A 20756-nucleotide genomic window follows, 5' to 3' on the forward strand; every position below is an offset into this window, starting at 1 on the left:
GTACCCTACAGATATTTGACGATAGCCTTGAATTCGGCGACCGCTGACGGCCCATCGGGATCATTGGCGGTCATGGCGGCATCCAGACAGTGATCGATGTGGTCCTGAATCAGCGTCCGCTTGGCTTGCGCGATCGCTTTCTCAACTGCATGCAGCTGCTGCGCGAGATCCGTGCAGGGCCGCCCGGCCTCGATCATACCGATGACGCTCACCAGATGGCCATTGGCGCGTTTCAGCCGCTTCACGATATCAGTGTGGGTTGCGTGGGTGGTCATGTCTGTCATATGAAACCGATATCCCCCCCGGGGGGATAGAGCAAGCGGGCGTCAGTCTGACAAAGACCTGCGGAATCGGGCGGCATGAAACAACAGGCGATCTTCTTTCTGCGATACGCACTGGTCGTCATCCTCGCGGTTGGGATCGTCATGGCGTCCGAGTCGAAGATCCTGTCTCACAATCCTGCCGACCTTATGCAGATCGTGACGGACCACCAGATTGAGGCCACCGATCACGGCCACATACATGAAGACATCGTAGACATCGTCCATGCCTACGATGGGCACGCGCACGATATCGCCGATCACGATCATAGTCCGGCTTTGTTGCCCGCCAGGCGCGGTGCGAGCGCCCTCGATCCTGTCCGGCGCGGCTGGCCGATAGTCCAGCTTGCAGCCTCCGGACGCAAACCAATTGGCTTGGAACGACCCCCACGCGGTTGAGATAGCGCCCTCAGGCGCACGCTTTTTCCATCTCAACACAACGGAAATCATAAATGACAAACAACCGAGCCTTTGGTTCGGGAGTTCCGGTGCCGTCGCGGCCCCAACTCCTGTTCCTGCTGGCGATCGTGCTGGCCCTGATGGCCTGCGCATCGTCTGCGTTTGCCCATGCCGTCACCGCCGGTGACAAGGGCTATATCCAGGAGGTCAGCGGCATGAAGCTGATCCCCTTCATGTATCTGGGGGCCAAGCACATGGTCACCGGCTACGATCACCTGCTTTTCCTCTTCGGCGTGGTCTTCTTCCTCTACAAGATGAAGCACGTCGCAATCTACGTCAGCCTGTTTGCCATCGGTCACTCAACGACCATGCTGGCGGGTGTCTACTTTGGCTGGAACGTCAGCTCCTACCTGATCGACGCTATCATCGGACTTTCTGTCGTCTACAAGGCGCTGGATAATCTGGGCGCATACCAGCGTTGGTTCGGTGTTCAGCCCAATACCAAGGCTGCCACGCTGATCTTCGGCTTTTTCCATGGCCTGGGGTTGGCTACCAAGATCCTCGACTACGACATCGCGCAGGACGGCCTTCTACCGAACTTGCTGGCATTCAATGTCGGGGTGGAACTTGGCCAGATTCTGGCACTCGCGATGATCCTGATCGTCATGGGTTATTGGCGCAAGTCAGGCAGCTTCTGGAAACACGCCTACACCGCAAACGTCGTCATGATGTCGGCTGGCTTCATTCTGATCGGGTATCAGATGACCGGCTATTTCGTCGCTCAATCCTAAAGGAAAATTGACATGCACAATGCAAACAAGCCCACCCCGGACGATCTGCCAAGCTCGGCGCTGCTTCTGAAGTCGACCGGTCTCGCCGCCGTTGCGGCAGCGGCCATTCTGGTGACGATCGTGCTGCCGTCGGAATACGGAATTGATGCCACTGGAATTGGCGGTGTCCTTGGACTGAGCGAAATGGGTGACATCAAGACCCAGCTGGCCGAAGAGGCGGAAGCTGACCGGCTGATGGAACTGGAGAGCAGTGAGGCTGAAACCCAATCAAGCTTGGGAGATGCCATTTTTGGCCTATTCGTTGGTTCGGCCAGTGCCCAGACCGTCGAGGCATGGACGGACGAATACAGTGTGACCTTGGCGCCGGGTGATGGGATCGAGGTCAAGCTGGTGATGGAGGCCGGAGCCGAAGCGGAATACCAGTGGACCGTTGACGGAGGTGTCGTCAACTTCGACCTGCATGGCGATGGAGGCGGTGAAAACATCAGCTACGAAAAAGGCCGCGCCGTTCCCGGAGACGAAGGCGTTCTGACGGCAGCCTTTGCAGGTAATCACGGCTGGTTTTGGAGAAATCGCGACAGTCAGGATGTCACGGTCTCGTTGCTGGTGCGTGGTGCCTACAGCGACATGAAATTGCCAGAATAAACCGGGGTTGCCCCCGCGATCAGTGCAGAGGCAACATCCACAATTTCAAAATTAAGTCGGGCTTTTCGAACGCGTTTATAGCGTTGCGGACGTTCGCTGCGTTGCTGAATATCGGTAATGTGGGCTCCAAGCCGACTTGCGGCGGCGCAGCACGGAGTCATCGGGCCACAACCACCTCAGTGCTGCCCGCAGGCGACCGCAGCCAGCCCAAACTCGACACTCGCCCCCGGCCGTCGTCAGCAGGGGCCGTCAACAGACAGGGCGGAAAGCTCCCATTCGTCGCTGTTGTGGTATGATCATTCTGTCCTGCGGGGAGGCGGCCACTCGGTGGATAAACAAACTCGGGCACACTGTCGAAATTCTAACACTGACCCGAGTTCTTATGTTATTGCAAGCCTCCCGTAGAGCCAAAAATAAACCATAGGACTTAAAGATTTGGGACTTCTGATCTAGGCTAGGTCTGCAATGAGCCAGATCGGCTTAGCTTCTCTGGAGAAATTAATGCCTGCCACGACGTTCAGCACATCAAACGACACCTACAAGCAACTACTTGCGGGTGGTGGCGTTTTTCAAATCCCCCGCTTTCAGCGCGACTACAGTTGGACAGAGGAAAATTGGGAAGACCTTTGGTCTGACATTGATGATCTAATGCAGGGTAACGATGCGGACGCGCACTATATGGGATATCTTGTGCTTCAGCCCAAGCCGGACCGAACCCTAGATATCATCGACGGTCAACAGAGGATGACAACTTTGTCTTTGCTGGTATTGTCTGGGATGCGCAAGATCCGCGACCTTGTCCAAGCAGGAATTGATCCAGCGAATAACGAAACTCGCTTAGGTGAAATTCGGAGAACTTATATCGGACAAATTGATACCGTTTCTCTCTCCGTGGACTCGAAAATCACCCTTAACCGGAACAACGACGATTACTACCAGACCTATTTAACAACGCTTCGTGACATGCCCGCCAGAGGCTTTAAGGCGTCAGAGCACTTGATGCGAAAGGCGACCGAGTGGTTTCAGCGGAGATTGAATGAGTACTTGGTCGCAACTGGTCGGCCTGAAGTAGAACACGGAGTGGCTATTGCCGAGCTTATTGATACAGTAAGCCGGGGCTTGTTCTTTACTGTCATCACAGTTGATGATGAGTTAAATGCATATAAGGTTTTTGAGACATTAAATGCGCGTGGAGTAAAGCTTGCGGCTCCAGATCTTCTTAAAAACTATTTGTTCTCTCTTATTAGTAGGGACACTGCTGGTGCAGCTCATGATAGAGAGCTCGATCAAGTGGAACGTCGCTGGTCAGATATTCTGGAGCGACTACAGTCGGAGAATATTACAGCTTATCTGCGAACGTATTGGGGTGCAAATCATGCGTTTGTTCGGCAGTCTGAGTTATTCAAGGTAATTAAACGTAGTATTGCAGATAGAGAGCAAGCTTACAGGCTGATCACCGGGTTAGAGGATGGCGTCGAAACCTATCTCTCACTCACCCAACCGGACCAATCCGGTTGGGCTGGTGAAGACCGGGAGAACGCAAAGTTATTAAAGCTGTTCAGTGTGAGGCAGCCTTTCGCACTGTTAATGGCAATGCAGGACAAAATTCCAGAAGGATTTTCTCAAGTTCTTTCTGGCATCGTCAACATTACCTTCCGTTACAACGCAATAAGCAATCTGCAAGCGAATGAGCAAGAGAGAACCTACTCTCGTGTTGCAATCGGTATCTCTCAAGGTAGCTATACGAGCGCCGCAGAGGTGCTTCGTGAACTTAGATCGATCTATCCAAACGATGAGGTATTTAGGGCAAACTTCTCAGTGAAGGCATTTGACACATCGAACAACAGGAACAAGCAAATCGTTCGCTATATCCTTGCAAAGATAGATGCCCAGAACTCACAAACTGCCTATGTGTCACCTCCTTCAGAAATAAGTGTTGAGCATATATTACCTGAAAACCCCGCCGACAACTGGCCGCTCTTCTCAGAAACTGAAGCTGCCTCATCAGTCTACCGATTGGGAAATATGATGTTGTTGGAAGAGAGCTTGAACCGACGCGCCGGAAACTTAGCATTTATCCAAAAGAAGCCCCTGTATGCGGATAGTAACTTACTACCCCCAAGTCAGCTTGCCATTGTGGACTGGGACTGGGATGGATCTCAAATTGAAAATCGACAGCGGCAACTTGCAATAGTCGCGACAGGGATCTGGCGGGTATCACAGCTACATCCGTAACCTGTTTCGTTCAATTTAAATAAGATCATGTGGTGTAGGGGGGGGAGGATTTGCACCTCCCCTCGCGGAACTATCGGCTAAGACCTTGGCCTAAACCGTCTTCATTTTTGTTGGCGTAGCATCTCAACCAAGCTAGGCCCACAGAACCGCGAGAACGTCCAAACCAGTTTTAAACGTTTCTTTCATGAAATCCTCCATTTTCAGATCGAAGTTAAGAAACCAGTCAATGCAGACCCAGAGGATGATAAGCCACGCCCCAAGATTTCCAATAGCGATAGCCAATGTCGTTAAAGCCAACCCCGAAACCTTGGATATAATGTAAGGTCCATTTCAAATTTTGTAAATGCAGTGTCGGGACCCGTCCGGGTAACAACCCTTTACGAATGTTCACAAAGAGACAGCCGCAGCGCGGCGTTGCGGCATTCGATCAATGACCGGTAATGGGATGTGTCGGCTGCTTCCCCACCGTTGGGTTATCCTGAAGAGGGATCAACCGTGCATCAAGGAGAAGTAGCCATGTGTGCAAAGAAGTCAGGAAGCTTCGAAGACCTTGCCGTCGTCGGTGTCGATATCGGCAAGGACACGTTTCATCTGGTCGGGTTCGACCGGGCCGGCCAACTGGTCATGCGCAAGCAGATCAAGCGCTTGGCCCTGAATGCCACCTTTGAGCAACTCCCACGCTGCATCGTGGGAATGGAGGCTTGCCTCAGCGCCCATTTTGTCAGCCGAACGCTGCGGGGCATGGGGTTCGAGCCGCGGATCATACCGGCGATTTACGTGAAGCCGTTCAACAAGGGCCAGAAGAACGATTACAACGACGCCGAGGCGATCGCCGAAGCCGCGTTGCGGCCGAACCTTCGGACCGTTTCAGAGAAGGACCAGGATCAGCTCGACCTTCAGGCCCTGCACCGGGTCCGGGCACGGCTGGCATCGCGGCGCACGGCCACCATCAACCAGATCCGGGCCTTCCTGATCGAGCAGGGCATCACCGTCAGGTCGGGGCTGCGGGCGCTGAAGAATTCCTTCGAAACGATCCTCGAACAGCGGCGGGATGAGATCTCACCTCGAATGCGTGGCATCCTGATCGGGCTTTACGGCGACTGGCTCTGGCTGGACAAACGGATCGGGGACGTCTCCGGCGAGATCGAAGAGATCAGCCGCACCGAAGAGAACTGCGCCAACATCATGACGATACCCGGCATCGGGCCAATGATCTCGACGGCGATGGTCGCGGCCGTCGGCAAAGGTGAGGCGTTCGACAGGGGGCGCGATTTTGCAGCCTGGGTTGGTCTGGTGCCCCGACAATTCAGCACCGGCGGGCGAACGATCCTCGGCCGGATCACCAAACGCGGCAGTCGCTACCTGAGGATGTTGTTCGTGCAGGCGGCGAAAGTAATCATGATGCGCCCACACCGATGGTCCGACTTCAGTTTCGGATCGTGGCTGACCGAGGCGGTCGCCCGTATGCCACGAAACAAGGCGGCCATCGCGCTTGCCAACAAGCTCGCTCGAACCGCCTGGAGCCTTCTGCGGCACGGCACCCGGTTTGACGCGCCAAAAGACGCGGCCATGGAAGCGATCTGACGCTTTCCACGGTCACGAAGGAGTTCGCGATAGAGAGGACAGCATGGAACGGAGAAAATACGCCCCAGAGTCTGACGGCCCAAATGGTCGTAATGGACCTTGCCGGTAGTGAGACCACGGCGCGTGCGTAACCCCATCAAGGCCACGGCCCGCGAGCCGATCAACAGGCCGGATACATATGAGCGATTTCCGAAATCGTGCCGAATTCTTGATTGCGAACAGCAGCCGACACATACATTTGGGCCGGTCGTGTCATCAAGGCCGACCACGGTTCGCAACTTTGCAGCGACCGCTTCCTGCGCGTTGCTGACATTCGTGAGTGGCTCGGCGAAGGGTAGCTCTCTGACTTTCGCTCGGTGAGTCAGCACACCGTCATGTGTGCTGTGATCGATATGATGTGCTTTGAGTAGTGATCGCTCAGTTCTGGGGCCAGCGCCCCAGATCGCAGCCAGAACCTTCAAAGAATCCACCTGTCGCGTACGCTTGTTGAAAACCAAGCGATGTTCTTCTTCAGCTGGAAGAAGTGGTGCCCGGGGGCGGAATCGAACCACCGACACGAGGATTTTCAATCCACTGCTCTACCCCTGAGCTACCCGGGCACGGGAGAACGGCAAGCCGTTCGGATGGTGGCGTTCTAGGCGAGCGTTGAACGGGTGTCCAGAGGAGAAAACAGGAAAATTTGCAGGCGCGGCCCGGCAGGTGTGCTTTACATCGCCTTCGCGCTTTCCCTGCGGCACGCGCCAGAGTAAATGCAGGCCATGACAATGGAAATCAGCCAGCTTGACCAGATCCTGACGCACGGCTTTGACACCGTGATTGACGTGCGCAGTCCTGCGGAATTTGCTGAGGATCATGTGCCGGGGGCGATCAACCTTCCGGTGCTTGATAACGAAGAACGCGCCCGGGTCGGCACCATCTACAAGCAGGAGAGCCCGTTTCTGGCGCGCAAGATTGGCGCGGCCTTGGTGTTTCGGAACGCCTCGGCCCATATCGAGGGGCCGCTGGCGCAGTTCGATGGAGCCTGGCGGCCACTGGTCTATTGCTGGCGCGGGGGGCAACGCTCTGGTTCTTTCGCCTGGATGCTCGGGCAGATCGGTTGGCGCTCCGAACTGATCAGGGGCGGGTACAAGGCCTATCGTCGGCTGGTGACAGAGCGGCTATATGATGCGCCGCTGGGTCTGCGGGTGATTCAGTTGGGAGGCTATACCGGGACGGCCAAGACCGAGCTGTTGCATCGTCTAGCCCACCGGAACGTTCAGGTGCTTGATCTAGAAGGGCTGGCGCGGCATCGCGGGTCGTTGCTGGGTGGCATGCCGGGCGGACAACCCAGTCAGAAGGCGTTTGAATCCGCGCTTGTTCTGGCCCTTCACGGTATGGATCCGACCCGGCCGGTGTTGGTCGAGGCGGAGTCGAGCAAGATCGGCGAGCTTCTGGTGCCGCCCTCGATCTGGGCTGCCATGAAAGTGGCCCCCTGGATCGAAGTTACTGCGCCGATATCGGCACGGTCGGTTTACTTGGCTGAGGCATACGATGATATTCTATCGGACGGAGAGGCACTGCGGGACAAGCTGCGCCATCTTGTGGCGTTTCGGGGCGCGGCTGTCGTCGATCACTGGTACAAGCTGATCGACGCCGGAGACCGTCTGGCGCTGACGGCGGCACTGGCCGAGCAGCACTATGACCCGGCCTATGCCAAGTCGATGCGAGCTGTGGAACCTGAAATCATTGCCAGATTCGATACTCAAAGTCTGTCGCCGTCAGCACTGGATACCCTGGCCAACCGGATTGCGGACCAGTTTCAGTCTGGAGCGTTGATCTGAGGCATTCCCGTGGTGAGGCAGCCAATTGCTACGGCGGGATAACCGGCCGCTATGAGGGCGCTCAGCACCTCTGATGCGCTGTCCTGCGGGACGGCCGCCAGCAGGCCACCGGCGGTCTGCGGATCGAACAAAAGGGCCGCGCGAGCGGTATCCGGCAGGTGGGGCGCGGCGCTCCGGTTCTGGGGATAGAGCGATGAGCGGTGACCACGCTCTGACAGATCAAGGGCCCCGGCCATGAGTGGAATGGAGGCCAGCCGCAGTTCGGCCTCAGTGCCGGAAGCTTCGCAGATGCTCAGCAGGTGGCCCGCCAGACCAAAGCCGGTCACATCTGTCATCGCATGGGCACAGGACAGGATGCGGGATGCCTGGGCCTGGGATTGCACCATGAGGTCAAGGCACTGGATAACGTCGTGCCCCGCCGCGTCACCGGCCATGTCGGCGGCCATGATGACGCCGCTGCCGATGGGTTTGGTCAGTATCAGCACATCGCCCGGCTGCCCGCCCGCCAGCGTGATCGGATCAGCCTCGCATAGCCCGGTGATGGTGAACCCGATGGTCAGCTCGTCTCCGACCGAACTGTGACCGCCGACGATCTCGGCCCCGGCGGCACTCATCGATTGATGAGCCGTCTGCATGATTTCGCTCAGCAACCGCCGGGTCAGGGTCTCTGACAGGCGTGGCAGGACGAGGCTTACCAAAGCCGCCTGCGGCTGCGCGCCCATGGCCCAGACATCCCCAAGCGCGTGGTTTGCCGTGATGCGGGTCATGGTGTCCGGGTCGTCAGTGAGAGAACGCAAATGATCGGTGCTAAGCACCTGCCGCGTCTGTCCCATCCGCAAAAGCGCTGCATCGTCCCCCGGCAGGGCAGTGATATCGCTGCGCTGATGTGGCGGCAGATCCCGCAGAACGGCATTGAGGGTGCCGCGACCGACCTTGGCGCCGCAGCCGCCGCACATGGGTTTGGGCCCAAGCGCCTCTTGCATCTCTGCGGCGCGTGGCCAGGGCAGGGCGGGCTGGCGCATGACCGGATAGATCGTGAATTTGCGCATGAATTTCTGGTCGATATGGTCCTTCCAGCGCCACATGAGCGGCCCGGACAGGGGCAGACCAAAGCGTTCGGCGACGGCCATCTTGCCGCCCATCGAGATGAGCTTGAGATAGTCACGTTGCGGCCGGTAGGACCGCAGCCTGCCTGTGCCGATAAGTGTGGCGCGAAGGTTGTGGTAGAGCACCGGTGCCTGCCGCACGGCAAAGACCCCGGCCTTTGGTCTGGGGTCTGCAGCAAAGTGCGCACAATCCCCCGCGGCAAAGATGGCAGCGTCGCTGCTGCACAGGCGGGTGTCGACGGTGATGTACCCATCGTGCAAGGTCAGGCCGGATGTCTGTAGCCAGTCATAGGGCCGCGCGCCTGCGGCACCGGTGACAAAACCGGCGGGGATTTGCGTGCCGTTGTCCAGAGTCACGGAGGTGTTGGTCACCGCAGCGATGCGGGTGTTTTCGTGCAGTTGGATATCCAGGGAATCGAGCGAGGCGAGGATTTTGCGCGCCGTCGCGCCGCCAAGGCCGCCGAGTATCTTGGAACGGTCTAGAAGGTGGATCGCATAGGGACGGCCGCGGCTGCGCAGCGCAAAAGCCATCGCCATGGCGATTTCAGCACCCGCCACGCCGCCGCCGATGACCGCGATCGAGGCCGGGCCATCAGTGTTCAGATAGTGATCCCAGGCCGAAGCGAACGGCCCGAGGGGTTTCGCCGGCACAGCGTGTTCCGAAAACCCCGGAACCGTGGGCATCGCACTCGTGATTCCGATATCGACCGAAAGCACGTCAAAGCCGATTGCGGGTCGATCTGGAACGTTCACGGTCCGGGTGGTCAGATCAATCCCGTCCACTGCCCCGTTCACAAGCCGGGCCCCGGCGAACCGCGCCAGTTTCACAAGGTCGATATCCAGTGCGTCCCGGCTGTAATGCCCTGCGATGTGTCCGGGCAGCATGCCGGAATATGGTGCGGTCGGCCCGGGATTGACCAGCGTCAGCCGGACGCCGGGCAGGGGGGTCATTCCCCATTTCCGCAGGACAAGGGCGTGGGTATGCCCGCCACCGATCAGAAGGAGGTCACGTGTGAGGGGCAGGGGCGGCTGGTGCATGGGGATCTCCGTGTTGGCGGCGATCTAGCATGCGCAGGCAGGAATGTCTTGGCCCGAGGCGGCAGCCGCTGAGGTCTGCACGCGCAATTGATAGAGCCGCGATCTGACGTCAGATCGATACGCGGGCCAGCAAGGTTTCGCGATCAATCTCGGCCCTTGGGCCTTCGAGCACAACCGCCCCCCGGTTGACGGCAAAAAAACTGTCGGCAAGCCCGTAGGTGAAGTCGAAATACTGCTCGACCAGAATGATCGCCATATCACCCTGATCGCGCAGTTTCGAAATCACACGCCCGATCTGCTGGATGATGTTGGGCTGGATGCCTTCGGTCGGTTCGTCCAGAAGCAGGACACGGGGCTTGGTGATCAGGGCGCGGGCGATGGCAAGCTGCTGCTGCTGTCCGCCCGAAAGGTCGCCGCCACGACGGTGGATGAATTCCTTGAGGATCGGGAAAAGTTCCCAAATATGGTCCGGCACCTGATGCTCGGATTTCGGCAGGCAGGCGAAGCCGGATTCAAGATTCTCCATCACGGTCATCAGCGGAAAAACCTCGCGGCCTTGCGGTACATAGGCGATCCCTGCACGCGCCGCCCTGTAGGCGGTCGGATGGTCCAGCAGAGTCCCGTCCAGCGTCATGGTGCCACCGGAATAGGGGTGCCGCCCGGCGATGGCCTTGAGCAGGGAAGTCTTGCCCACCCCGTTGGTGCCCATGACGGCCGTCACCTCACCGGGTTTGGCTGTCAGGGAAATGCCGTGCAGGATCTGGCTTTGGCCGTAATGGAGGGTGAGGTTGTCGACGCTCAGCATGGCTTACCTTCCGAGGTAGACGTCGATGACGTCCTTGTTCTTGGTGACATGATCAAGCGAGCCTTCAGCGAGGACAGAGCCTTCGTGCAGCACCGTGACCTTGCAGTCGAGGCGGCGTACGAATTCCATGTCATGTTCGACCACCACAACGGCGCGGGTCTGAGCGGCGCGTTTCAGCAGGTCGGTCGTGTGTTCGCGTTCTGCCGGGGTCATGCCGGCCGCAGGTTCATCGACCAGCAAAAGCCGCGGATCCTGCGCCAGCAGCATCCCGATCTCAAGCCATTGCTTCTGCCCATGGCTCAGCTCGCCCGAGCGGCGGGTGAGGTGGTCGATCAGACCGATCTCTGCGGCGAGCTCTTCGATGCGATGGGCGCCTGTCGGCGTCTTGCGGTGAAGCAGCACATCAAACGGCCCGCGCGGGTTGGACAGCGCCATGGCAAGGTTTTCGCGCACGGTCTGTGCCTCGAACACCGTGGGTTTCTGGAACTTGCGGCCGATGCCTGACCGGGCGATCTGGCTTTCCGACATTTTCAGCAGAGAGACAGATTTTTCGCCAAAGATTACGCGCCCTTCATCGGGGCGGGTTTTGCCGGTGATAATGTCCATGAAGGTCGTCTTGCCCGCGCCATTCGGTCCGATGATGGCGCGCAACTCCGGCTCTCCGATTTGAAAGCTGAGGTTGTTGATCGCGCGGAAACCATCGAAGGAGACCGAGACGCCGGAAAGCTCAAGCAGGGTATTCATCATTTCTGATCCCCCTTGCGCACAACCAGATCGAACAACCCGCCGATGCCTTTGGGAAAGAACAGCGTGACGGCGACAAAGCTGAAGCCGAGCAGGACCAGCCACCAGTCGGTCCACTGGATCGTGTAGAACCCGAGCGGGATGTTTGGTGCGCCGCCGCCCGTGAACCAGGAGGACAGCAGCGAAACGACTGCCGCGCCCAGAATTGCCCCGTAAAGCCGCCCGCGACCGCCGATGGCGACCCAGACCGCGAGGTAGATCGAGGCGATGGGCGCGACTTCTGCCGGGTTGATGATACCGGCCTGAGGGTAATAAAGCGCACCAGCGATGCCAGAGACGATGGCGGTAAGAGTGAAGACGAAAAGTTTGTAGGTTTCCACGTGATACCCAAGGAACCGCACGCGGGATTCATTGTCGCGGATTCCGCGGATCACGCTGCCCATCTTGCCCGAAACGACCCAGGCAAAGAGCACATAGCCAAGACCGAGGGCGAGGGCCGAGGCCCAGAAGAACCACAGAGAGATCACCGCCTGAGGCGTCTTTTCGAAGCCGGGGATGTTCTGCAGCCCGGAAAGGCCGTTGTTGCCGCGCAGACCGCTGTCGTTCTGGAACAGATAGAGCGACAGGGCGAGTGTCATCGCCTGCGTCAGGATCGACAGGTACACGCCGGTGACGCGGCTGCGGAAGGCCAGCCAGCCAAAGGCCAGTGCAAGCAGACCGGGAACAAGCACGACCATCAGCAATTGCAGGAACAGCGAATCCGAGAAAGCCCAGAGCCAGGGGAAATCCGTGGCGCCGACAACACCAAAGATCTGCTGGCCGACGGCATCGGTAATCTCTTCCGGGGTTGGCGGGATCGCGGCGGAGTTGAGGCTGCGTATGACGATGATCTCGGTGCGCGCATACATCAGCCACATGCCGATGGCGTAACCGCCGATCCCGAAAAAGGCGAAATGGCCAAGGCTGAGGATGCCGCAATAGCCCCAGACCACGTCCATCGCCACGGCAATGAGGCAGAGGCACAGGGTCTTGCCCAGTGTCTTGATAAAGCTGGTGGAAAGCAGACCGACGCCGGCCGTTTCAGACAGGACCGTGACGCAGAGGGTAAAGAGGCCCAGTGCGGCCAGAAACCATAGAACTGAGGGGTTTTTCGACAGGAAACCCTGGGTCATGTCATCGCTCCTGTCGGGTGGTGGATGTCTGTTACAGTTCGGGGCGGGAGGAGGATGGAACTTGCCATGATCAATCCCCCGCCGCCCGGCCCTTGAGGGCGACGATGCCCTTTGGGCGGAACTGAATGAACAGGATGATGAACAGGATCATGTAGGTCTGCGCCGCAAGTGTGTTGGACGGGTTGAAGAATTCGATGCCCTTTTGCAGGCCGCCGATCAGGCTGGCGCCTGCGAGAGTGCCCCAGACGTTACCGACGCCGCCGACCACGACGGTCATGAAGCTTTGCACGATATAGTCAGAACCCATTTCCGATGTGACCTTGGCGTAAAGGCCGATGGCGACGCCGGCGATACCGGCGATACCGGAGCCGAGGCCAAAGGTCAGCATGTTGATGCGGTCGGGGTTGATGCCCATCGACGCCGCCATGCCGGGGTTCTGGGTGACAGAGCGGACTTCGAGCCCGAGGCGGGTGCGTTTGAGCACAAAGAGGATGAGGCCGAGGAAAATCAGCGCCAGAACGAATATCGCGATGCGGATATTCGCGATCTGCACCACATCGTTGATCACCCATGCACCATCCAGCCAGCCCGGAGAGGTTAGCGGGCGCGCCTGCGTGCCGAAGATATTCTTGGCCAATTGCTGCAGAGCGATGGAAATGCCGAAGGTCGCCAGCAGGGTTTCAAGCGGGCGGTGGTAGAGGTGACGGATCACCAATCGCTCCATCGCCACACCGGCCCCGAACGTCACGGCAAAAGCCAGTGGCAGAGCGACGAGCAGGGAGATGGTGTAGTCCGGAATGAATAGCTGGACCACATAGCCGGTATAGGCGCCCATCATGATGAATTCGCCATGCGCCATGTTGATCACGCCCATGACGCCAAAGGTGATGGCAAGGCCAATGGCGGCAAGGAAATAGATCGAGGCGAGCGAAAGTGCGTCCATGCTGATGTCGATGATCTGGTAGCGCGCGACGCGGGCCTCAACCTCGTCCAAGGCCGCGCGGGCGGCGTCGGTGACCGCTGCGTCCTTTTCGGTGTAGGCGTCATAGAAGATGTTCGAGGCCAGGGCGGCTCTCCGGATCTCTGCTGTGACCGAGGGCGGGACGGTGCCCGCGGCGGCAAGGGCATCGTAGGCCGCAGTGCGGCTGGCTTCGCTGCCAAGCTGGCCGACGGGAATACCGCCGACGCGGCCATCGGTGATGTTCGCGGTCAGTGCGGCCTTGATCGCATCCCGGGGGATCGGGGCGGGGGCCAGGTTAGCAGAGACGAGGCGGGCGTAGGCTTCTGCCTCGGATATGTCAGTGCCGACGCCAAGAATGCGGGCCACATTGGTGCCCTCGGGCACCGAGGCCGCAACTTCGGACGTTGTCGTCAGGATCAGGTTCAGAACCGAGCGGGTTTCGACGTCCAGCGCCGAAGATAGTTCATTGATCGCGCCGATCCGGTCATCGGTCGATTTGCCAAAACGGGCGCGCAGATGGCCGGCCAGACGCTCCTTTCGGAGTCTGAGGACCGGATCGCCCTCGCCTTCGATCGAGTCGCGCAGGGGTTCAATCTGGTCCGCATCCGGGCTGCGCGAGATGGCATCAAGAGCGGCGACGCGGCGGGCCCGGTCGGGATCGGACAGCTGGAACTGCACGAGCGCGGCACCGATGACACGACGCACGCCGCCATTGGGGCGGATTTCGGTCATGATATCAGTGGGTACACTGCCAGCAGGCTCGCCGGTGGTCATGTTGGTCAGGGCATACTCGTCGCCCTGCCGTTTGGCATAGAAGAACAAACCATCGGTGGAGCGTTGATAGACGCCCTTATCTTGCCAGCGTTCGAGGAATGTCGCGACGTTGGGCTGCCCCGAGCCGACAAGGTCTGCGATCAGATCACCGACGCTGCGACGCCCGGGATTTGCCACTTCGTCGGCGTGGCGTTGCAGGACGGTCTGAAGGTCCTCGGTCGGGCTTTGTCCCGTGCTTTGGGCGTGCGCCACGGACACAGGTAGGCAAAGCGCCAAGGCAATGATGAGCGCGCGAAGCATGAGAACCGCCTGTCATGATGGGTCGTGCAAAAGAAAATGCGGGCGCGGCAGGGAGGGGCCGCGCCCGCGAAACACTGGATCAGTAGTTGGATTTCATCTGAACGCAGGTTTCGGTCTGGGTGTTGTACATGCCGCAGCCAAGCTCTTTCCAATCCGAGGTCAGAACAGCGGATTCCGGCAGGAAGTCGGTCCAGGCGTCGCCCGGTACCGGCTCGGTCTGCGAGATGATGTCGAACTGACCGTCAGCACGGATTTCGCCGATCAGGACCGGCTTGGACAGGTGGTGGTTGGTGCCCATGACGGCGGTGCCGCCGGTCAGGTTCGGGAACTCCTGGCCCCACATCGCTTCGCGCACGGCGTCGACATCGGTCGTGCCAGCGGCTTCGACCGCGTTCACCCACATGTTGAAGCCAATATAGTGGGCCTCCATCGGGTCATTGGTCACGCGCTTTTCGTCGCCGATATAGGCGTGCCATGCCGAGATGAACTCTGCGTTCGCGGGGGTGTCGGCAGTCATGAAGTAGTTCCATGCAGCCAGGTGGCCGACGAGGTTGGAGGTATCCAGACCCGACAGTTCCTCTTCGCCGACCGAGAAGGCCACGACGGGGATGTCATCGGCGGATACGTTTGCGGCCGCCAGTTCCTTGTAGAAACCGATGTTGGCGTCGCCGTTGATGGTCGAGATAACGCCGACCTGTTTGCCGTCCGCGCCCAGTGCCACGACGTCGGACACGATTGTCGCCCAGTCGGACTGACCGAAGGGGGTGTAGTTCACAAAGATGTCTTCGGCGGCGATGCCCTTGTCCTTGAGATAGGATTCAAGAATGCGGTTCGTCGTGCGCGGATAGACGTAGTCGGTGCCGAGCAGGGCGAATTTTTCAACGCCCAGTTCTTCGAGGAAGTAATCCACGGCAGGGATCGCCTGCTGGTTCGGCGCGGCGCCGGTGTAAAACACGTTGCGCGAGCTTTCTTCGCCTTCGTATTGCACCGGGTAGAAGTAGAGCGCGTTCAGCTCTTCCAGAATCGGCAGCACGGCCTTGCGGCTGGAAGAGGTCCAGCTGCCGAAGGTCACGACCACTTCGTCGTTGGAGATCAGTTCGCGTGCCTTTTCGGCAAACAGCGGCCAATCCGAGGCCGGGTCCTTGACCACAGCTTCCAGCTGGCAACCCAGAACACCGCCCTTTTCGTTCTGCTTTTCGATCAGCATCAGCATGGTGTCTTTGAGCGTCGTTTCGGAAATCGCCATGGTGCCGGACAATGAGTGCAGTACGCCGACCTTGATCGGGCAGTCCTGCGCCGCAGCGGCACTGGCAAGGCCAACTAGGGCCGTGGTTGCGAGAGCCGTGATTGAAAGCTTGGAAAACATTTAGTCCATCCCGTTGTGGTGCAGCATGTCGGAGACGCGTCGCGGGGTTGTCCCCGATGCGGAAACCCGCCCGTCTTCCCGCCGCAGCGTGTTTGTTTTGGTCGCGGGCAGCCATTAATGCAGCCGCGCGTCATGGTGTGCCTCCATTTCGGAAGCGCGCTCTCAAGGTGGGCTTGGAGGGAGGCACTTGCTACAAATCCTGTCAGTCGCTGAACGGGCTTGTGAGCGTTTGCTTTTTTTGTGGGCGGTTTACGTGGCGCGCGGTATATATTTGGGCATATGTGAATAGTGTTGCGTGAAATCCGTTTTGCCGGGAGGTGACGGCTACGGTTTCTGGGTGAAATTACCTCTGTTCAGGTCGCGTTGTGCGTTTGATGCTCGAAGCGCCGCTTAAATATGCGGCGATTCCAAAGGCCATTGCCATGCTGCAGGATTATCGAATTTACTTACCTAGGCACAGATGATGTGTTCTTGTTGAACGACTTACACTCATGAACGGACGGAATAACCTCGTGTTCAATGAAATGCTCAACGGTGCTGAGGTGCGCGCGGCTTATCAAAGCCTCGAACGCTGGCACAAATCCATGCCCGACGATCTGCGCACCCTCAAGCAGAGCGAAGCCGAGAACCTTTTTAAACGCGTCGGCATCACCTTTGCGGTCTACGGCGAGGGCGGTGACCCCGAACGGCTTATTCCTTTCGACATGTTCCCCCGGGTCTTCACCAGCAGTGAATGGCGCAAGCTCGACCGCGGAATCCGTCAGCGTGCCGCGGCACTGAACGCGTTTCTGGCCGATGTCTATGACCGGCGCGAGATCATCAAGGCCGGCCGCATTCCGGAACATCTGGTCACCCGCAACGAGGCGTTCGAGAAGGCTGCGATCGGGTTCCGCCCGCCGCGCAACGTCTATTCCCATATCGTCGGGATCGACATTGTGCGCACCGGGGCCGACCAGTTCTTTGTGCTCGAAGACAACTGCCGCACGCCCTCAGGTGTTAGCTATATGCTACAAAACCGCGAGATCATGATGCGGATGTTCCCGCAGCTGTTCGTGGAAAACCGTATTGCGCCAGTCGACGGCTATGCCCGCTTGCTGAAAAAGACACTCGCGTCGGTCGCGCCGGAGAAATGCGACTCTGAACCAACCGTGGTCATCCTGACCCCCGGCCAGTTTAACAGTGCCTACTACGAACATTCCTTCCTCGCGGACCTCATGGGGGTCGAGCTGGTCGAAGGACAAGATCTGTTCGTCGAGGGCGATTTCGTCTGGATGAGAACCACAGAAGGTCCCAAGAAGGTCGACGTCATCTATCGCCGACTGGATGACCACTTTATCGACCCACTGTGCTTTCGGCCGGATTCCATGCTGGGTGTGCCGGGGCTGATGTCGGTTTATCGCTCGGGCGGTGTGAACATCTGTTCCTGCCCCGGCGCCGGCGTTGCGGATGACAAGGCCATCTACACCTACGTCCCAGAGATGATCCGCTTTTATCTGGGGGAAGCGCCCATCCTGGAAAACGTCCCGACCTGGCAATGCGCCAAAAAGGATGATTACAAATACGTTCTGGAACATCTTGCTGAGCTGGTGGTCAAGGAGGTCCACGGTTCCGGCGGTTACGGCATGCTGGTCGGCCCCGCATCAGACAAGAGCACGATCGAACTTTTCCGCCAGAAAATCATCGAAAATCCCGGCAATTACATCGCTCAACCCACACTGTCGCTGTCCGCTTGTCCGACATTCGTGGACGCAGGCATCGCGCCGCGCCACGTGGACCTGCGGCCTTATTGTCTGGTGGGTGAAACGATTGAACTCGTGCCCGGTGGTCTGACCCGTGTGGCGATGACCGAAGGCTCTCTGGTGGTGAATTCCAGTCAGGGCGGCGGGGTAAAAGACACATGGGTATTGGCGGAGTGACAACATGCTGAGTCGGACGGCCAATCACCTTTACTGGATGGCGCGCTACATCGAACGCGCCGAAACCACCGCGCGGCTGCTGGAAGTGGGCGGGCGAAACGCGCTGATGCCAGACATTGGCGGCGGATTTCGCAACGACTGGGAGGCGATCCTGCAAGCCAATGGCACGCTGGAAATGTTCAACGACAAATACAGCGACGCGGTTCAGCGCAATATAGAAACCTTCCTGTTCTTTGATGCGGACAACCCGTCTTCGGTGCTGTCGTGCATGAACATGGCGCGGGAAAATGCGCGGGTTGTGCGTACAGCGCTGACATCGTCGGTCTGGGATGCGATCAACGGCGCCTTTCAGGAACTTAAGCAGTTTCAGCGCACCGAACGGTCCAAACTGGAACTCAGCGATCTGACGGAATGGACCCTGCGGTCCACCGCGCTGATCCGGGGCTGTATCGAAACGACCCAACTCCGTAGCGACGGCTATCATTTCATGGGCACTGGCTTCGGGATCGAGCGCGGGGACAATACCTCGCGCCTGCTGGACGTGAAATATTACGTCCTGCTGCCGAATGTCAGCTACATCGGATCTGGTCTGGACCAGTCGCAATGGGTGACGTTGCTTCGGTCGATGTCAGCGCATCGCGCCTTTAATTGGACCTATCCCGGAGAGCTTTCGGCGGCCAAGATTGCCGATTTCCTGATCCTCAACCGGATGTTCCCGCGCTCGCTGCTGTCCGCGATCTCTCAGACCAGCGGGCATCTTGACCACATCGGGCGCGTCTACGGCAGTGTTACTCCCGCACAGACCAAGGTACACGAGATCCTTTCCGAACTAGCCGAGGCTCAGGTAAAGGATATCTTCGATGAAGGGCTTCACGAGTTCCTGATGCGGTTCATGCGTCAGAACGGCGAATTGGCCCATACCGTCCAGGAAACCTATTTGCAGGGGATGCCGACATGAGGCTGAGCGTCAAGCACGTCACACGCTACTCTTTCGACACGCCCGCCCGCTGGCTTGTGCAGACGCACAAGCTGATCCCGTCGACCTGCGCCAGCCAGAAGGTCCTGTCCTGGAAGGTGAACACGGGTGACGCCATCCGAGGCGCGGCGTTTCGGGACTCGGCCGGAGACATGGTCGAGACGATTTCGGTCCGTGGTCCGGTCGACGAACTGGTGATCGAAGTGACCGGCGAGGTGGAGACACTGGATCTGTTTGGGGTGCTGCGCGATCATCGTGAATCCGTTCCGCCGACAACCTACCTGCGTTCAACGCGGATGATCCGGCCTGATGTTGCACTGCGCGATCTCTCGGTGACGGCATTGGACGGGATGGCAGACGATTCAGCGTTAAACCGCGCCCACGCGCTGGCCCGAGCGGTGAACGAAGCCATCGAATACGTGCCCGGTGAAACCGGGGAAGTGACCACCGCCGCCGAAGCGCTGGCAGGGGGGAGGGGTGTTTGTCAGGATCACGCTCATGCGTTGATCGCCGTAGCCCATGCTGCCGAAATTCCGGCACGTTACGTTGCTGGTTATTTGCATTCGGGCGGGGACGCGATGGGCGAGGCAAGCCATGCCTGGGCTGAGCTTTTCGTGCCGGGGCTGGGATGGGTCGGCTTTGACGCCTCCAACCGCTGCTGTCCCGACGAACGTTATATCCGCCTCTGTTCGGGATATGACGCACTGGATGCAGCGCCCATTCGCGGTATCATGAATGCCGGAGTTGAGGAACATCTGGACGTCTCAGTCGCTGTAATGTCGCAACATCAGCAGTAATACAGTTTCCACACCTTTGTGGCAGGCTGGATTTCAGCGAGCGCATTGCAGCAGGTCGCGATTGGGACTAGCAGTGCTGCAAACCATCGGAGGGGTATGGGTTCGATGACATATTGTGTCGGTTTGCTTCTCGACGCCGGAGTTGTGCTTTTGTCGGATACGCGAACCAACGCGGGGCTCGACAACATTGCAATTTACCGGAAGATGTTCACGTTCTCGGTTCCCGGCGAACGGGTAGTCGCGATCATGACAGCTGGCAGCCTGTCTGTGACACAGACAGCGATTGCCCGCCTGACGGATGCCGCCGAGGACCCGGATGCCGACGAAAACGCCTCGATTCTGAAGGCGCCAACCATGCTCAAGGTGGCACAGATTGTCGGCAATACGCTGTCAGACGTCACTGTCGAGGTGTCCAACAAGGTCAACCGCATGAACCAGGGCGCAAGCGCATCGATGATCGTTGCAGGTCAGCGCAAGGGTGGCCCGATGCGGATGTTCCTGATCTACAAAGAAGGCAACTTTATCGAAGCGACTGCCGACACGCCTTATCTGCAAATAGGCGAGCACAAGTACGGCAAGCCTATCTTGGACCGTGTAATCACGCCGGAAACCTCGCTCGCCGAAGCGCAGAAGGCGGTGCTTCTTTCGATGGATTCGACGCTGCGCTCCAACCTCAGCGTCGGAATGCCGCTGGATCTGGCAGTGATCAAGACAGACGCGCTAGAAGTTTCCGAACTGCGACGGATCGAGGCCACCGACGAAGGTTTTGCCAAGATGAGTAGCGCTTGGTCCAAGGCTCTGAAGGACGGTTTCCAGCAGATCGATACTGTCTGACGCTCGCGTTTGACCGCGCCAACCGCCATCGTAAGCGAAGGATCTTGTGAATCATTTCCGCCCCAAACGGGCAGTGGACTTGCCAGTGTTTATTTCCGGTCTCTTTCGAGCAATGTTTGCGATGAAGGAGACAAGGAATGGCAACGAGATAGACAGACGAGTTTTGCCGTGAT

17 protein-coding genes and 1 tRNA gene are annotated in these 20756 nt (G+C 58.7%); 9 read left to right on the plus strand and 9 right to left on the minus strand.

Going from position 1 to position 20756, the window contains the following annotated elements:
* Positions 1-5 precede the first annotated feature (5 nt).
* Together CHB75_RS18750 and CHB75_RS18755 are read right to left on the minus strand one after the other, a co-directional pair.
* Positions 6-284 (minus strand): metal-sensing transcriptional repressor, encoded by a 279-nt coding sequence (locus tag CHB75_RS18750; protein WP_089273324.1) that lies wholly within the window; start codon positions 282-284, stop codon positions 6-8.
* Positions 285-326: 42 nt separating this feature from the next.
* Positions 327-584 carry a hypothetical protein gene (locus CHB75_RS18755; RefSeq protein ID WP_141135151.1) on the minus strand — a complete coding sequence of 86 codons (258 nt, stop codon included), beginning with the start codon at positions 582-584 and terminating at the stop codon, positions 327-329.
* Positions 585-859: 275 nt separating this feature from the next.
* On the opposite strand from CHB75_RS18755, the gene CHB75_RS18760 reads away from it, so the two are divergent.
* From CHB75_RS18760 to CHB75_RS18775, 4 genes are all read left to right on the plus strand, one after another.
* On the plus strand, positions 860-1510 hold the full coding sequence (locus CHB75_RS18760) for a HupE/UreJ family protein (RefSeq protein ID WP_245841069.1): 651 nt from the start codon (positions 860-862) through the stop codon (positions 1508-1510).
* Positions 1511-1522: 12 nt separating this feature from the next.
* Entirely contained in the window at positions 1523-2155 is a 633-nt protein-coding gene (locus tag CHB75_RS18765; protein ID WP_089273330.1) for a transmembrane anchor protein, read from the plus strand.
* Between the two features lie 465 nt (positions 2156-2620).
* Entirely contained in the window at positions 2621-4390 is a 1770-nt protein-coding gene (locus CHB75_RS18770) for a DUF262 domain-containing protein (protein WP_089273332.1), read from the plus strand.
* A gap of 516 nt (positions 4391-4906) precedes the next feature.
* Positions 4907-5974, plus strand: a complete 1068-nt coding sequence (locus CHB75_RS18775) for an IS110 family RNA-guided transposase (protein ID WP_089273334.1) — start codon at positions 4907-4909, stop codon at positions 5972-5974.
* A gap of 524 nt (positions 5975-6498) precedes the next feature.
* Here CHB75_RS18775 and CHB75_RS18780 read toward each other — a convergent pair.
* Positions 6499-6573 (minus strand) — tRNA-Phe (locus CHB75_RS18780).
* 159 nt (positions 6574-6732) lie between these two features.
* Between CHB75_RS18780 and mnmH the strand changes: the two genes are divergently transcribed.
* Entirely contained in the window at positions 6733-7794 is a 1062-nt protein-coding gene (gene mnmH, locus CHB75_RS18785; RefSeq protein ID WP_089273360.1) for a tRNA 2-selenouridine(34) synthase MnmH, read from the plus strand.
* On the opposite strand, the gene selD is transcribed toward mnmH, so the two are convergent.
* The 6 genes from selD to urtA form a co-directional block, all read right to left on the minus strand.
* Positions 7773-9938, minus strand: a complete 2166-nt coding sequence (gene selD / locus CHB75_RS18790; protein ID WP_089273336.1) for a selenide, water dikinase SelD — start codon at positions 9936-9938, stop codon at positions 7773-7775. The genes mnmH and selD overlap by 22 nt on opposite strands.
* A 109-nt stretch (positions 9939-10047) precedes the next feature.
* The gene (gene urtE, locus CHB75_RS18795) at positions 10048-10743 is read right to left on the minus strand and encodes an urea ABC transporter ATP-binding subunit UrtE (RefSeq protein WP_089273338.1); all 696 of its coding nucleotides are present in this window, start codon (positions 10741-10743) and stop codon (positions 10048-10050) included.
* Between the two features lie 3 nt (positions 10744-10746).
* On the minus strand, positions 10747-11487 hold the full coding sequence (gene urtD, locus CHB75_RS18800; RefSeq protein WP_089273362.1) for an urea ABC transporter ATP-binding protein UrtD: 741 nt from the start codon (positions 11485-11487) through the stop codon (positions 10747-10749).
* Positions 11487-12659 (minus strand): urea ABC transporter permease subunit UrtC, encoded by a 1173-nt coding sequence (gene urtC / locus CHB75_RS18805; protein WP_089273340.1) that lies wholly within the window; start codon positions 12657-12659, stop codon positions 11487-11489. The genes urtD and urtC overlap by 1 nt, the downstream gene beginning before the upstream one ends.
* A 70-nt stretch (positions 12660-12729) precedes the next feature.
* Positions 12730-14694 (minus strand): urea ABC transporter permease subunit UrtB, encoded by a 1965-nt coding sequence (gene urtB / locus CHB75_RS18810; protein WP_089273342.1) that lies wholly within the window; start codon positions 14692-14694, stop codon positions 12730-12732.
* Positions 14695-14773: 79 nt separating this feature from the next.
* A complete protein-coding gene (gene urtA / locus CHB75_RS18815) occupies positions 14774-16060 on the minus strand; it encodes an urea ABC transporter substrate-binding protein (protein ID WP_089273344.1) in 1287 nt (428 codons plus the stop codon).
* 491 nt (positions 16061-16551) lie between these two features.
* On the opposite strand from urtA, the gene CHB75_RS18820 reads away from it, so the two are divergent.
* The 4 genes from CHB75_RS18820 to CHB75_RS18835 all read left to right on the plus strand — a co-directional run bounded on the left by CHB75_RS18820 (position 16552) and on the right by CHB75_RS18835 (position 20583).
* Positions 16552-17976 carry a circularly permuted type 2 ATP-grasp protein gene (locus tag CHB75_RS18820; RefSeq protein ID WP_089273346.1) on the plus strand — a complete coding sequence of 475 codons (1425 nt, stop codon included), beginning with the start codon at positions 16552-16554 and terminating at the stop codon, positions 17974-17976.
* A 4-nt stretch (positions 17977-17980) separates the two neighbouring features.
* On the plus strand, positions 17981-18934 hold the full coding sequence (locus CHB75_RS18825; protein WP_089273348.1) for an alpha-E domain-containing protein: 954 nt from the start codon (positions 17981-17983) through the stop codon (positions 18932-18934).
* A complete protein-coding gene (locus CHB75_RS18830) occupies positions 18931-19749 on the plus strand; it encodes a transglutaminase family protein (protein WP_089273350.1) in 819 nt (272 codons plus the stop codon). Before CHB75_RS18825 ends, CHB75_RS18830 begins: the two co-directional genes overlap by 4 nt.
* 105 nt (positions 19750-19854) lie before the next feature.
* The gene (locus tag CHB75_RS18835; RefSeq protein WP_089273364.1) at positions 19855-20583 is read left to right on the plus strand and encodes a proteasome-type protease; all 729 of its coding nucleotides are present in this window, start codon (positions 19855-19857) and stop codon (positions 20581-20583) included.
* The last annotated feature ends 173 nt before the right edge of the window (positions 20584-20756 follow it).

Origin of the sequence: Puniceibacterium sediminis (assembly GCF_900188035.1) — a bacterium.
Lineage (GTDB): Bacteria > Pseudomonadota > Alphaproteobacteria > Rhodobacterales > Rhodobacteraceae > Puniceibacterium > Puniceibacterium sediminis.